General features: G+C 73.1%; 14 protein-coding genes. 12 read left to right on the forward strand and 2 right to left on the reverse strand.

Translation table 11 applies throughout. The features are described 5' to 3' along the window. Nucleotides 1-454 precede the first annotated feature (454 nt). The 9 genes from OHB56_RS30970 to OHB56_RS31010 all read left to right on the forward strand — a co-directional run bounded on the left by OHB56_RS30970 (nt 455) and on the right by OHB56_RS31010 (nt 9,318). Entirely contained in the window at nt 455-3,295 is a 2,841-nt protein-coding gene (locus tag OHB56_RS30970; RefSeq protein WP_406356807.1) for a Na+/H+ antiporter subunit A, read from the forward strand. After that, nucleotides 3,292-3,819, forward strand: coding sequence for a Na(+)/H(+) antiporter subunit C (locus OHB56_RS30975; protein WP_406356809.1), 528 nt, complete (start codon nt 3,292-3,294; stop codon nt 3,817-3,819). Before OHB56_RS30970 ends, OHB56_RS30975 begins: the two co-directional genes overlap by 4 nt. Further along, the gene (locus tag OHB56_RS30980) at nt 3,816-5,375 is read left to right on the forward strand and encodes a Na+/H+ antiporter subunit D (RefSeq protein WP_406356811.1); all 1,560 of its coding nucleotides are present in this window, start codon (nt 3,816-3,818) and stop codon (nt 5,373-5,375) included. The genes OHB56_RS30975 and OHB56_RS30980 overlap by 4 nt, the downstream gene beginning before the upstream one ends. Next, entirely contained in the window at nt 5,372-6,013 is a 642-nt protein-coding gene (locus OHB56_RS30985; RefSeq protein WP_406356813.1) for a Na+/H+ antiporter subunit E, read from the forward strand. The genes OHB56_RS30980 and OHB56_RS30985 overlap by 4 nt, the downstream gene beginning before the upstream one ends. Beyond that, the gene (locus OHB56_RS30990) at nt 6,010-6,276 is read left to right on the forward strand and encodes a monovalent cation/H+ antiporter complex subunit F (RefSeq protein WP_326755154.1); all 267 of its coding nucleotides are present in this window, start codon (nt 6,010-6,012) and stop codon (nt 6,274-6,276) included. The genes OHB56_RS30985 and OHB56_RS30990 overlap by 4 nt, the downstream gene beginning before the upstream one ends. Further along, nucleotides 6,273-6,653, forward strand: a complete 381-nt coding sequence (gene mnhG / locus OHB56_RS30995; protein WP_406356815.1) for a monovalent cation/H(+) antiporter subunit G — start codon at nt 6,273-6,275, stop codon at nt 6,651-6,653. The genes OHB56_RS30990 and mnhG overlap by 4 nt, the downstream gene beginning before the upstream one ends. 111 nt (nt 6,654-6,764) lie before the next feature. Then, on the forward strand, nt 6,765-7,352 hold the full coding sequence (locus OHB56_RS31000) for a DUF5998 family protein (protein ID WP_042173127.1): 588 nt from the start codon (nt 6,765-6,767) through the stop codon (nt 7,350-7,352). Beyond that, complete coding sequence (locus tag OHB56_RS31005) at nt 7,352-8,590, forward strand: alkaline phosphatase family protein (RefSeq protein WP_326755156.1); 1,239 nt, start codon at nt 7,352-7,354, stop codon at nt 8,588-8,590. The genes OHB56_RS31000 and OHB56_RS31005 overlap by 1 nt, the downstream gene beginning before the upstream one ends. A gap of 77 nt (nt 8,591-8,667) precedes the next feature. Continuing rightward, nucleotides 8,668-9,318 (forward strand): thymidine kinase, encoded by a 651-nt coding sequence (locus OHB56_RS31010; protein WP_399808029.1) that lies wholly within the window; start codon nt 8,668-8,670, stop codon nt 9,316-9,318. A gap of 673 nt (nt 9,319-9,991) precedes the next feature. On the opposite strand, the gene OHB56_RS31015 is transcribed toward OHB56_RS31010, so the two are convergent. Both OHB56_RS31015 and OHB56_RS31020 read right to left on the reverse strand, forming a co-directional pair. Further along, nucleotides 9,992-10,858, reverse strand: a complete 867-nt coding sequence (locus OHB56_RS31015) for a hypothetical protein (protein ID WP_406356818.1) — start codon at nt 10,856-10,858, stop codon at nt 9,992-9,994. A 365-nt stretch (nt 10,859-11,223) separates the two neighbouring features. Then, nucleotides 11,224-11,523, reverse strand: a complete 300-nt coding sequence (locus OHB56_RS31020) for a hypothetical protein (protein WP_406356820.1) — start codon at nt 11,521-11,523, stop codon at nt 11,224-11,226. A gap of 24 nt (nt 11,524-11,547) precedes the next feature. Here OHB56_RS31020 and OHB56_RS31025 point away from each other — a divergent pair, with 24 nt between their 5' ends. From OHB56_RS31025 to OHB56_RS31035, 3 genes are all read left to right on the forward strand, one after another. Beyond that, entirely contained in the window at nt 11,548-11,763 is a 216-nt protein-coding gene (locus OHB56_RS31025; RefSeq protein WP_406356821.1) for a hypothetical protein, read from the forward strand. A gap of 159 nt (nt 11,764-11,922) precedes the next feature. Beyond that, nucleotides 11,923-12,135 carry an EF-hand domain-containing protein gene (locus OHB56_RS31030; RefSeq protein ID WP_326755159.1) on the forward strand — a complete coding sequence of 71 codons (213 nt, stop codon included), beginning with the start codon at nt 11,923-11,925 and terminating at the stop codon, nt 12,133-12,135. 409 nt (nt 12,136-12,544) lie between these two features. Then, nucleotides 12,545-12,832 (forward strand): hypothetical protein, encoded by a 288-nt coding sequence (locus tag OHB56_RS31035; RefSeq protein WP_406356823.1) that lies wholly within the window; start codon nt 12,545-12,547, stop codon nt 12,830-12,832. Nucleotides 12,833-12,891: the final 59 nt, after the last annotated feature.

A 12,891-nucleotide genomic window follows, 5' to 3' on the forward strand; every position in this document is an offset into this window, starting at 1 on the left:
GGACCGGCCCGCCGGCCGCGACGGCTTCCCGCCCGGGACGGCCTTCGGGCCGCTGTACGGGTACGACCGGACCGGCCCGCCCGATGAACGGAGAGAACGGCATGCACCTCGGGGCCCTCGACGCCGACGGGATCGGCTCCCCCCTCGTCCGGCACATCGCCCGCACCGGTCCCGGGGTGCCGAAGCCCTTGCCGGTCCTTCCGCCGCTCCTTCCGCCCTGCTCTGCACCGATCGGCTGAGCGCGAGGCCGGGGCCCGTGCGGCTCGCCGCGCCCCGAGCGGAGCCGCGTGGCGGGCCTCGCGTCCGGCGCGGCGGTGCCCCGCCCGACGGCTCCCCCTGCTACACAGAGCACTGCAGAGCGAAATAGTGACAAACCGAACATAATCTCCAGGATTGAGCGGCGGGGCCCGACCGTACGTCAGCGGTCGGCCGGCGCGAAGGAGTTGGTGCTGACGTGCTGGTCCTGCTGGCCGCCTACGCGGCGGCCGCAGTGTCGATGCCCTGGTGGGAGAAGCGGCTCGGCCGTGCGATGTGGTTCGTGGCGGCCCTGGTGCCGTTGGCGACCGTGGCCTGGGCGGGCACACGGGCGGCGCGCGTCCTGGACGGCGGCGCGTACCAGGAGTCCCTGTACTGGGCTCCGTCGCTCGGCCTGACGGTAGACCTGCGCCTGGACGCCCTGTCGCTGCTGATGCTGTGGGTGGTGGCCGGCGTCGGAGCCCTGGTGCTCCTGTACTGCCGGTACTACGTCGAGCGCGACGCCGGCCGGCTGGCCGCCCTGCTGCTGGCCTTCGCCGGGGCGATGATCGGACTGGTGCTGGCGGACAACCTCTTCGTGCTGTACGTCTTCTGGGAGTTGACCACGGTCGCCTCCTTCCTGCTGATCGCGGGGCGCGGGGCGCGGGCGGTGCAGCGGCGTGCCGCCCGGCAGGCCCTGCTGGTGACCGCGGCCGGCGGCCTGGCGATGCTGCTCGGCTTCATCGTGCTGGGCCAGGAGGCCGGCACGTACCGCGTCTCGGCGATCCTCGCCGACCCCCCACGGGGCGGCGCGGTCCCCGCCGCCGTGGTGCTCGTCCTGATCGGCGCGTTCACCAAGTCCGCGCAGATGCCGGTGCACGGCTGGCTGCCCGCGGCGATGGTCGCCCCCACACCGGTCAGCGCCTTCCTGCACGCGGCGGCGATGGTCAAGGCCGGGGTCTACCTGGTGGCCCGGCTGGCGCCCGCCCTGGCCGAGGTGACGCCGTGGCGGCCGATGGTGCTCGGCGTGGGACTCGCCACCATGGTGGTGGCCGCGTGGCGGGCCCTGCGCGAGACCGACCTGAAGCTGCTCCTCGCCTACGGAACCGTCAGCGAACTCGGTCTGCTGACCGCCCTGCTGGGCGCGGGCACGCGGACGGCGGCGCTGGCCGGGCTGGTGATGCTGCTGGCGCACGCGGCGTTCAAGTCGGCGCTGTTCCTGTCCGTCGGGATCGTGGACCACCAGACGGGCACGCGCGACATCCGGGAGCTGTCCGGACTGGGCCGCCGTCTGCCCGTGCTGTTCGGCGTCACGGCACTCGCCGCCGCGTCGATGGCCGGTCTGCCGCCCCTCGTCGGCTTCCTGGGCAAGGAAGCGGCCCTGGACGCGTTCCTGCACGGCACCGAACTCGCCCGCCACTACCAGCTGACAGTGGTGCTCGTGTGCGGCTCCGCGCTGACCGTGGCGTTCGCGGCACGGTTCCTGCACGGCGCCTTCGGCGGGCGGCCGTCGGAAAAGGCGGCGCGGGCCGTACGGAGCCCGGAGCCGGGATTCGTCGTACCGGTGGCCGTGCTGTCCGCGGCGGGTCTGGTGCTGGGCGTGGCGTACTCCGGCACGGCGGCCCTCACCACGGTCTACGCCGACGCCTATCCGCCGGGAGCCGACGGACCGTACGAACTGTCCCTGTGGCACGGGTTCACACCGGTGCTCGGTCTGTCGGCGCTGTCGCTCGTCGTCGGTGTGCTGATCCACGCGCTCCTGCGCCGCGGTGCCGTGCCCGCCCGGCTGCCGCGCCTGCCCGACGTGCAGCGCGCGTACGACCGCGTGATCGAGGGCGTGGACCGGCTGGCCGTGACGCTGACCCGGCACACCCAGGTCGGCTCGCTGCCCGTCTATCTGACCGTGCTGCTCGCGACGGTCGTCGCGGTGCCCGGCGCGGCACTCGTGGCGGCGGCACCGTCCCTGGGGTCACCGCCCCTGTGGCGGTACTCGCTCGAACCGGTCCTGGCCGTGGTGATGCTGGCCACCGCCGCCACGGTGGTGACCGCCCGGCACCGGCTCACCGCCATCCTGCTGACCGGGGCCGTCGGGTACGGAGCGGCAGGCCTGTTCCTGGTGCGGGGGGCCCCGGACCTGGCGCTCACCCAGTTCCTGGTCGAGACGATGACGCTGGTGGTCGTGGTGCTGGTGCTGCGCCGGATGCCGTCCCGGTTCGATCCCGGCCGCACGTCGGTGCCGGGGCGGGTGCTGCGGGGCGCGGTGGCCGTCGGGGTCGGCGCCGTCGTCACCTGCTTCGCGCTGGCGGCGGCCTCCGCCCGTACGGCTCCGGTGATCTCGACCGGGTACCTGCGCCGAGCGGCGGAGACGGGCGCCTACAACGTCGTCGACGCGATCATCGTCGACTTCCGGGCCCTGGACACGCTGGGCGAGATCTCGGTCGTGCTCGTGGCGGCGGTCGGAGTCGGCAGCCTGGTCCGGTTCCGCGACCGCGACGCGGTACGGGCCGTCGACGAGGAGCCGCCCGCCCGGTTCCCCACGACGCACTGGGACGAGCCCCGGCAGACCTGGCTTCCGGGAGCCGGCGAACGCCCCGGCGGCGAGCGCTCGGTCCTGCTGGAAGTGGCCATTCGGCTGCTCTTCCCCTCCATCCTGGTGCTCTCGCTGTTCCTGCTGTTCTCCGGGCACTACCGGCCGGGCGGAGGATTCTCCGGCGGCCTGGTGGCGGGGCTGGCGTTCGTCCTGCGGTACCTCGTCGGCGGACAGGCCGACCTCGGAGCCGCCGTACGCCTGCGCCCGGTCGCGATCGCGGGCACGGGCCTGGTGATCGCGGCGGTCGTCGCCCTGGCGCCGCTCGCCGTCGGCGGTACGCCGCTGGACAGCGACCTGGTGACATGGCACCTGCCGCTGGTGGGTGAGGTGAAGGGGGCGACCAGCCTGTTCCTCGACGTCGGCGTCTACCTGCTCGTGGTCGGTGTCGTCCTCAAGCTCCTGTCGGCGGTGGGCGTCTCGCTGGACCGGGGCGGGACGGCGGTCCGGAACGAGGAGGGATCCGCTCGATGACCGGCGCGGTGGACAACACGGTGAACACCCTCGACGTGACGATGGCCGTCGTGGTCGGCGGCCTGTTCACGATCGGCTTCCACCTCATGCTGCAACGGTCCCTGATGCGGATCGTCCTCGGCTTCATCCTCCTGGGCCACGGCACCAACATGCTGCTCCTGGTCGCCGGAGGCACCCCCGGCCGGCCCCCGGTACTGGAAGGGCAGCAGCCGGTGAACCCGGCGGAGCCCGCCGATCCGCTGCCCCAGGCCATGGCGCTGACGTCGATCGTCATCACGTTCGGCCTCACGGCGTTCCTGATGGCCCTCGCCTACCGTTCCTGGCGACTGTCCGGCAGCGACGAGGTGCGCGACGACGTGGAGGACCGCCGCATCGACATCGCCCGCCAGCGTGCCGGGACCGACGAGGTGACCGGACCGGGCGCGGAAAACGACGACGACCTCGGCGAACCCGACGGCGGCGAGGACGACGCCGGCGAGCCGGACCACCGGGACGACGGCACCGCTCCGGAGGAACACCGATGACCGCACTGCTGCTCGCCCTGCCCGTGGTCCTGCCGCTCCTGTGCGCCGGGGTGACCCTGCTCGGACTGCCCGGCCGGGTGATCCGCGTACTGGGCACCCTCGTCCTGGCGGGCGTGCTGGTGGACGCGGCGGCCCTGCTCGTCCTCACCGACACCCGCGGCCCGCAGTCCGTGCACATCGGAGGCTGGCCGGCGCCGCTGGGCATCACGCTCGTCGCCGACCGGCTGTCGGCGCTCCTGCTCACCGTGTCCGTACTGGTGACCCTGGCCGTCCTGCTCTTCGCCATCGGCCAGGGCACCGCGGAGAAACGCCAGAGCTCGGCCGAGGTCTTCCACCCCGCCTATCTGCTGCTCGTCACCGGGGTCAGCCTGGCCTTCCTCACCGGGGACCTGTTCAACCTCTTCGTCGCCTTCGAAATCCTGCTCGCCGCCTCCTACGTCCTGATCACCCTGGACGCCGACGGGAACCGCACCCGGGCCGGCATGACGTACACGATCATCAGCCTGACGTCCTCCCTGCTGTTCCTCACGCTCGTCGGCCTGGTGTACGCGGCCACCGGCACGGTCACCCTGGCCCAGCTCGGGCCGCGGCTCGCGGAACTCCCCGACGGCCTGCGCGGCGCGCTCGCCCTGCTGCTGCTGGCCGTCCTGGGCATCAAGGCGGCGATCGTCCCCCTGCACTTCTGGCTGCCCGACAGCTATCCCACCGCACCGGCGCCGATCACCGCCGTGTTCGCCGCACTGCTGACCAAGGTCGCCGTCTACGCGCTGCTGCGCACCCAGACCCTGCTCTTCCCGCGCTCCAGCGTGTGGACCCTGCTGGCCTGCGTGGCGATCGCCACCATGATCGTGGGCATTCTCGGCGCCCTGGCCCAGGACGACATCAACCGGCTGCTGTCCTTCACCCTCGTCAGCCACATCGGCTTCATGCTGTTCGGGCTCGCGCTGTTCGACACGACCGGGCTCACCGGCACGGTCCTCTACATGGTCCACCACATCGTCGTCCAGGCGGCGCTCTTCCTGGCCGCCGCCCTCGCCGTGCGCCACACGGGAACAACGGGCCTGGACCGCATGGCACAGCGGCCGGTCCCGGCGCCCCTGGTCGCCGTGTTGTTCGCCGTCCCCGCTCTGAGCCTGGCCGGGGTCCCGCCGTTCTCCGGGTTCGTGGCCAAGCTGACCCTGCTGCGGGCCGGCGCGTGGCAGGGCGGCACCGCGGCGTACGCCCTCGCCGCGACCGCCCTGCTCACCAGCCTGCTGACGCTCTACGCCATGACCCGGATCTGGACCAGGGCCTTCATGCGGCAGAAGCCGTACCCGGAGCGCCGTGACGCACCACCGCCGGGAACACCGGCCTCCGGCGCCGCCCGCCGCCCGCAGCGCCGTGCCGTCCGGTACGGGGCCCGGCTGATGACCGCCGCCACCGCCGTCATGGTGATGACCAGTGTCGCGGTCGCCGTCTTCGCGGGACCGCTCGCCCGCGTCGGTGAACGAGCCGCGCACGAACTGCTCGACCCGAGGGCGTACCGCTCCGTCGTCCTGACCGAGGAGGACCGTTGACCCGCCGGGAGAACGCCCGCCGAGTCCGGCACCACTGGCCCATGGTCGGGTGGCTGTGGCTGCTGTGGATCCTGCTGTGGGGGTCCGTCGGCCCGGTGGTCCTCGTCGGAGGCCTGCTCGTCGCCACGGCCGTCGTCCGGTCTTTCTCCCTGCCGCCGATCCTGCCAGGGGCCGTGCCCCGGCCACTGGCGATCGGGCGCCTGCTGATCGGCCTGCTGAAGGATCTCGTGGGGTCCGGGGTCACCGTCGCCTGGCAGGTCCTGAGGTACGGGGGGAAGACGTCCACGGCGATCGTCGAGGTCCCGCTGCACGTCGACAGCGACCTCCTGATCACAGCCGTGGCCGAACTCACGACGATCGCCCCCGGCACGCTGGTGGTGGAGATCGACCGCCGCCGGCAGCGGCTGTACGTCCACACGCTCCCGGTCCGCGACGACACCGACATCGACCGCCGCAGAAAGGCGGTGCAGACCTTGGAGCGCAGAGTGGCGCGGGCGGTCGGCCGCGGCCGGCGCACCGGCTCGAGCGGTGACGACGCCTCCGGGGCCGTCGGCGATCTCGGGTATTCCGCCGACCCCGGCTATTCCACCGGCCCCGAGTCTTCCGATCATCCGGATCAAGGAGGCAGCACCCCATGACCGCCCTGTACACCGCCACCCTGGCCGTGCTGTCGGCGGCCGGCCTGCTCACCCTGCTGCGCCTCGTGCGCGGGCCGGACGCGCTCAACCGCATCCTGGCGCTGGACGTCCTCCTGACGATGATCATCGCCGGGACCGCCGTGGGCATGGCCCTGCGCGAGGACACCACGCCCCTGCCCGTACTCGTCGTCCTCGCCCTGCTGGCCTTCACCGGATCGATCACGGCCGCCCACCTGATCGAGAAGCGGGCAGGCCTGCGATGACGGTGTCCGACGTGATCACCGCCGTCCTGCTCCCGACCGGCGCGGTCTTCTGCCTGCTCGGATCCATGGGCCTGCTCCGCTTCCCGGACGTCGTCAGCCGCCTGCACGCCGCCTCCAAGGCGCAGACCCTCGGCCTGATGCTCATCCTGGTGGGGACCGCCGTGCAGATGCCCCTGCGCTACGCGCCGGTGCTGCTGCTCGTGGTGCTGTTCCAGCTGCTCACCGCGCCGATCACCGGTCAGATCGTCGGCCGCACCGCCTACCGCGTCCAAGCCCTGGACCGCGGCGCGCTGTTCCGGGACGAACTCGCCGACCGTCTCGCGCGGGACGGCACTCCGGTGGACGAGCGGCCGCCGCGCGAGGACGCGGACCGGTGAAGCCTCCCCGGCCGAACGGTCCGGGCCGTTCCCGGCCCGAACCGGCCCGGCGCGCGGGGGAGTGCCGTGACCGGTGCCTCGCAGTCAGCGGTCCCCCGTAGGATGGGCGTCATGGCCAAGACCAGTACGACGACCCAGGGGCTGCGGGCGGCGATCGAGCGCAGCGGCTACTACCCGGCCCTCGTGGCCGAGGCGGTGGAGGCCGCGGTGGGCGGCGAGCCCGTCCGGTCGTACCTGGTCCACCAGGAAACGACGTTCGACCAGAACGAGGTGCGGCGCCATGTGACCGTGCTCGTCCTCACCGGCAACCGCTTCATCGTCAGCCACACCGACGAGCAGGCCGCCGACACCACGTCCCCGACCCCGTACGCCACCACGTCCACGGAGTCGGTCAAGCTCGGCCGGATCTCGTCGATCGTGGTCAGCCGCGTCGTCGCCAACCCGGAGTCCTACAAGCCGGGCACGCTGCCCCGCGAGATCGTGCTCACCATCGGCTGGGGCGCGGTCGCCCGCCTCGACCTGGAGCCCGCCGCCTGCGGTGACCCCAACTGTGAGGCCGACCACGGTTACACGGGCAGTTCGACGGCCGACGACCTCAGCCTGCGGGTCAGCGAGGCCGGGGACGGCCCGGAGACGGTGCGTCAGGCGCTCGCCTTCGCGCAGGCCCTCTCCGAGGCGACCGCGGACTCCGCACGCTGATGCCGCACACCTCCCCGACCCCGTACACCCCGCCCCCCGCGCCGTCCCCGCACACCGTCGGCTGGGACGTCCACCCGGAGCCCCTGGCCCCGGACTCCGCCCCCCTGCCCGAGTACGGCACCGGCTCGCTGGCCGACCTGCTGCCCACCCTCGCCGCCGGCATGGGCGTCCCCGGCACCACCGGCGCGATCGCGGAGCTCACCCCCGCCGACCGGAACTGCGTGTTCCTGATCGACGGCCTCGGCTGGGAGCAGCTGAAGGCGCACCCGGAGGAAGCCCCGTTCATGGCGTCCCTGATGGCCGCCTCGCGCGGGGGCACCGGACGGCCGATCACCACGGGCTACCCGGCCACCACCGCCACCTCCCTGGCCTCCGTCGGCACCGGACTGCCGCCCGGCGCGCACGGCCTGCCCGGCTACACCGTGCGCAACCCGGACACCGGCGAGCTGATGAACCAGCTGCGCTGGCAGCCCTGGACCCGTCCCGACACCTGGCAGCCCCACCCCACCGTCTTCCAACTGGCCCACCGGGCCGGGGTGCACGCCGCCCAGGTGTCCTCACCCGCCTTCGCGAACACCCCGCTGACCAAGGTCGCGCTCAGCGGCGGCGCCTTCCACGGGCGGCTGTCCGGTGAGGAGCGCATGGACCTCGCGGCTGCACAGCTGGCCGCCGCCGACCGCTCCCTCGTCTACACGTACTACGCCGAGGTCGACGGCGCGGGCCACCGCTTCGGCGTCGACTCCGACACCTGGCGCGGCCAGCTCATGTACGTCGACCGTCTGGTCCAGCGGCTGGCCGAGCAACTCCCGCCGCGCAGCGCGCTCTACGTCACCGCCGACCACGGGATGATCGACGTGCCCTTCGACGACGACCACCGCATCGACTTCGACCACGACTGGGAGCTGAGCGCCGGAGTCGCCCTGCTCGGCGGCGAGGGCCGCGCCCGCCACGTCTACGCCGTACCCGGTGCCGGGGCGGACGTCCTGACCTGCTGGCGCGAGGTGCTCGGCGAGCAGTTCTGGGTGGCCTCGCGGGACGAGGCGATCGACGCGGGCTGGTTCGGCCCCCGGATCGAGGACCGCGTGTACCACCGGATCGGCGACGTGGTCGCCGCCGCCCGCGACGACGTGCTGGTCATCGCCTCCGAGCGGGAGCCCAAGGAATCGGCGATGGTCGGCAACCACGGTTCGCTGACCCCTGCCGAACAACTGGTCCCCCTCCTCGAAGTACGCTCCTGAGGTTCGCCCCCGCGCCGCGCGCTCCCGGCCGCCGCCCCCGTGCCAGTCCGTCCCCGCCGAAAGGTGTCCGACCTCCCATGCCCGAGCTGGTGTTCTTCTCCGGAACGATGGACTGCGGGAAGTCGACGCTGGCTCTCCAGATCGAGCACAACCGTTCGGCGCGCGGCCTGGCGGGCATGATCTTCACCCGCAACGACCGGGCCGGCGAGGGCAAGCTGTCCTCCCGCCTCGGCCTGGTCACGGACGCGGTGGAGGTCGGGGAGCGCGCGGACCTGTACGCGCACCTCGTCGACCATCTCTCGCAGGGCCGGCGTGCGGACTACGTGATCGCGGACGAGGCGCAGTTCCTGGCGCCGGAGCAGATCGACCAGCTCGCCCGCGTGGTGGACGACCTGGACCTCGACGTCTACGCCTTCGGCATCACGACCGACTTCCGCTCCAAGCTGTTCCCCGGTTCCCAGCGGCTGGTGGAGCTGGCCGACCGGGTCGAGGTGCTCCAGGTCGAGGCCCTGTGCTGGTGCGGTGCCCGCGCCACGCACAACGCGCGCACGGTCGGCGGGGTCATGGTCGTCGAGGGCGCCCAGGTGGTCGTCGGCGACGTCACCGACTCCGCGGACGAGGTCGGCTACGAGGTCCTGTGCCGCCGCCACCACCGCCGCCGGATGACGGCGTCGACCGCCCGTGCGGCCGCCCTGTCGCCGGACGTGCTCCCGGTGTCGTCCGCCTGAACGGTGGAGCGGCCCTGACCGGTGGAGCGGCGATGAAGCAGCCGACCCCCGTGCGCTGCACGGCGACCGAGCACCCGGGCACCCCGATCAGTGCCCCCGGGGCTGGAAACCGCCACTGGCCCGGCCGGCCTGACGGCCCGGCCGCGGGCCGCGTGCGCGGGCCGGTCCGCGCACGGCCCCGAACGAGGCCGGGGGACACGCACGGTGAGGTGCGGCACGGCCGTCCCCGGACGCGTGGCCCGGTTCAGTCCGCGCCGTCCCGCTCCCCCGGGGACGGGGGGGGCGGGACGCTCCAGAGCGGATCGAAGCGCTGCCGGCCTCCTGCGCACCTCCGGGTCGTGGGCCGGCTCCGGCGCCGCCACGGCCACCGAGACGGCGGCGCACACGCGGCGCACCGCGCACCGGCAGGGCCGCGCACATGCCCAGGAACAGGCCGAGAGCTAACACGGCACCGAGGTCGCGGAGGATCCGGTACCAGCCCCTCCGGGACGCGCTTTCGCTCTTCACCGCCGCAGGGAACCACAGGGCAGCGCCCCCGAGCGGACCCTTTCGCGACGGCCCCGGCGCCCCCGAGCCCCCCGGCCCCGAGCGCCCCGCCCCAACGTGTCCCGTATGACCGGCGCCCCGCTTGCCGGACCGGGAAGACGAGGAGGGGCACCCGGAACTCCACGGTTCACTCGACGCCGGTGGGAGTGGACTGCGGCGTACGCCCGGCCAGGACCTCCTCGAGCCGGGGTGTGCCCTGCCCCACGGCGGCCTCGGTGGTGTCGTGGTTGGCGCCGTCGAGTCCGCCGTTGGTGACCGTGATCGCGTCCGTGCCGATCCGGACGGCGGCGACGTCCAGGGTGAGGGTCACGGGATCCCCGCTGTTGGTGCCCTTCACCGTCACGGTCAGCCCCTGCCGGGCGTCGCCCTCCTCGGGCAGCGACGCCTCGACGACCTGGACGGTGCGCTTGCCGCTGTCACCGCCGGTGAGGGTGAACTGGTCGCAGGTCTCGGGCAGCGACTTCAGCCACTTCATCGCATCGTCGAGATCGTCCTTCTGATAGGCGGCGACCTGGTAGAGCAGCCGGGAGTCGCCCTCCTCGAAACCGATGAGCGCCGACGCCCCGGACGGGCGGCCCAGCAGGGTCTCGTCGTAGAGCGAGTCGATCAGTCGCTGGCAGTCGGCGGCCTCGCTCTTCCCGTTGAGGAACGCGGCCGCGTCGACGTCTCCGATCAGCAGGGAGTCCCGCCATTTCTGGGGGCTGTCGACCTGGTCCCAGTAGTCCTCGATGTCCGCCTCGGTGATCAGCGCGTTGCGTGCGCCGGCTTCGGTGAGGTCACGGGTGGGGGAGACCGACGGTGTGGTGGTGGTCGGCGACGTGGTGGTCTGGGTGGCGGGGGTGGAAGCGGTCTCCGACTCGGCCGCCGAGCCGCCGCCTCCGTCGGAGCAGGCCGCTGTGAGGAGCAACGCCCCGGTGGTCAGGGCGGTGGCCAGGACACGGACCGGAAGGGGTGCCGCGCGGGACGAGCGGACGGTAGGGCGGGGGGTGATCACGAGTGCCTCCTGAGGACGGGACGATCTCCCAGCGCGTGTGTGCCCCGGGCGGCTCCCCCTGCTCCTCACCGCACCACCGGTTCGATCGCACCACCAGCGCATCGGAGGCATACGGGTGAGGGCCGGTTACCGTCCGGCACCTTCAGTGACCGCCTCCGGGCCCGCGCCCACGCGGTCCGGCGTGGGCTGCCCGAGCCGCTCGCCGCGGCGTCGAGGCCCGCACGACGCCACCGCGCAGGAGCCCACGTCACACGCGGCGGAACGATTAGTGGCTTCCAGAACTGTCCGCACCGCGGCGGACACGGAAGGGAACGGGTGAGGACGGAGCAACGGGCCTGGCGCCCGCCGCGCCGCCCGTGCACCGGCTATGCCGCCGCGCCGGCCTCGCTGATGTCCTTGTGCAGACGGGTCATCAGATCGCGCATCTCACTGATCCCGGCGGACGAGGGGGCGGACCTCCGGGTGGCGTTGCGCAGCCAGTCCGTCGTCGCCAGGGCGAGCCGTGGCTCCTCCGCGGGGTCCAGCCTGTCCTCGGCGAAACGGAGGACCTTCTCCTCCTCCAGGCCGAACGTGTCCGGCCCGACACGGTGCCGTGTGGGGTGCGAGGCGTCCGGCAGCCGACGCAACAGGTGACCGGCGAGCTTGCTGAGCGGCTTGTCGTGCACGGATCCTCCCGGCGGACCACTGTGGTGACGTCTTTCCGGCCGCCGGGGCCCCTGCCGGGGCAGGCGCCGGCGGCGGTACCGCCCCACGCGTTCGTCGACGGCCGCACCCCACAGTGCCGCTTCGTCTGCGCGGGCGCCCGTCCGGTGACCCGGTCGGGCGACTTCCGCGCCTCGGACAACGCCCGCACGGTGGGCGGCGAGACGGCGGTCGAGGGGAGCGGGCCGTGGCCGGTGACGTGAACCGGCGGGCCGGAACGGCCGGCCGCGAGGTGCTGTGCCGACGCCGGATTCCGCGTGGGGGATCGTCGCACCGAGGGCTCGCGTGGGCGGATAGTCTGACCTGCGTCATCAGGACTCTCAGGGAGTCCGGCAGCGTACGAGGAACAAAGGGGCGGACCGGTGGCGGACATCGAGGAAGCGCGCAAGCAGTTCGAGCGGATCGACGCGGACGGGGACGGGTTCATCACCGCTGCCGAGTTCAAGACCGCCCTGGCCCAGGGCGGTGACTGGAACGTCACCGATTCGGTGGCGGAGGTCGTCATCAAGTCCCGCGACCTGGACGGCGACAAGGTCCTGTCCTTCGACGAGTTCTGGGCGCACCTGAACAAGTGAGCCCTCAGGCCGGGGCCCGATTCCGCGCACCTTCGCGGCGGACCGGGCCCCTGACCAGGGCTCGGGCACCGTCGGCCCACTCCTTCAGTGCCGCCTCGCCCCGGGGATGACGCCCGGGCGTCGGTGCCGGCCGGAGCGGTCGCCCCGGACGGCAGGCCGGACGGTGCGGGCGTACCTGGTGCCGTGGGGAGGCGCGTCCGCCTGCGCTCGTGACATCGGCGTATCTCCGTGGTGTTGCCGCGGCTCGCGTACGCCCCACCTGCGAGCAGGACGAACAGCCTCAGCGGAACGCGTCGAAGAGCCCGGCACCCTGGCCAGCACCTCGCCCGGGGCCGAGCCGGCCGAGGATCTGCCGCGGCTCCTGGAAGCGGCTGTCGCCGCGGACCGTGCCCGCAAGGTGCACGAAGCCGTGCGGCTCGAACCGACGGCGGCCTTCCCGCGCGCGGACCCGCAGCCCGAGAACTCCGTGGTCACCGAGGTCAGTTGTGGTACCGAGGCGGCCTCGCCCTCCGTGAGGCCCTCGCATCCGGCCCAACGCCCCACACCGGCCTCCGCGCAGGCGCGGCACGGCTTCAGGAGACCGGCCCACGCTCTGCCGTCCGAGGCAGACCACCTCTGCCTCGTTCTCTCCGAGCCGCCGGCCGAAGCGCGGTCCGCCGACTCCGTCCGTGCCGTCTTCACGGTCGATGTCACCTGACGCGCCCCGGCGGTGGGGAGAGCGATGAAGTCAGGACGGCCCCAGGGACGGTCTGAGGG

The organism is Streptomyces sp. NBC_01635 (assembly GCF_045209715.1).
Taxonomy (GTDB): Bacteria; Actinomycetota; Actinomycetes; order Streptomycetales; family Streptomycetaceae; genus Streptomyces; species Streptomyces hirsutus.

Coding starts and splice junctions, on each gene's coding strand:
- OHB56_RS30980 (WP_406356811.1), top strand. CDS start 3,816: ATGACCGCACTGCTGCTCGCCCTGCCCGTGGTCCTGCCGCTCCTGTGC.
- OHB56_RS31005 (WP_326755156.1), top strand. CDS start 7,352: ATGCCGCACACCTCCCCGACCCCGTACACCCCGCCCCCCGCGCCGTCC.
- OHB56_RS30975 (WP_406356809.1), top strand. CDS start 3,292: ATGACCGGCGCGGTGGACAACACGGTGAACACCCTCGACGTGACGATG.
- OHB56_RS31000 (WP_042173127.1), top strand. CDS start 6,765: ATGGCCAAGACCAGTACGACGACCCAGGGGCTGCGGGCGGCGATCGAG.
- OHB56_RS30990 (WP_326755154.1), top strand. CDS start 6,010: ATGACCGCCCTGTACACCGCCACCCTGGCCGTGCTGTCGGCGGCCGGC.
- OHB56_RS31010 (WP_399808029.1), top strand. CDS start 8,668: ATGCCCGAGCTGGTGTTCTTCTCCGGAACGATGGACTGCGGGAAGTCG.
- mnhG (WP_406356815.1), top strand. CDS start 6,273: ATGACGGTGTCCGACGTGATCACCGCCGTCCTGCTCCCGACCGGCGCG.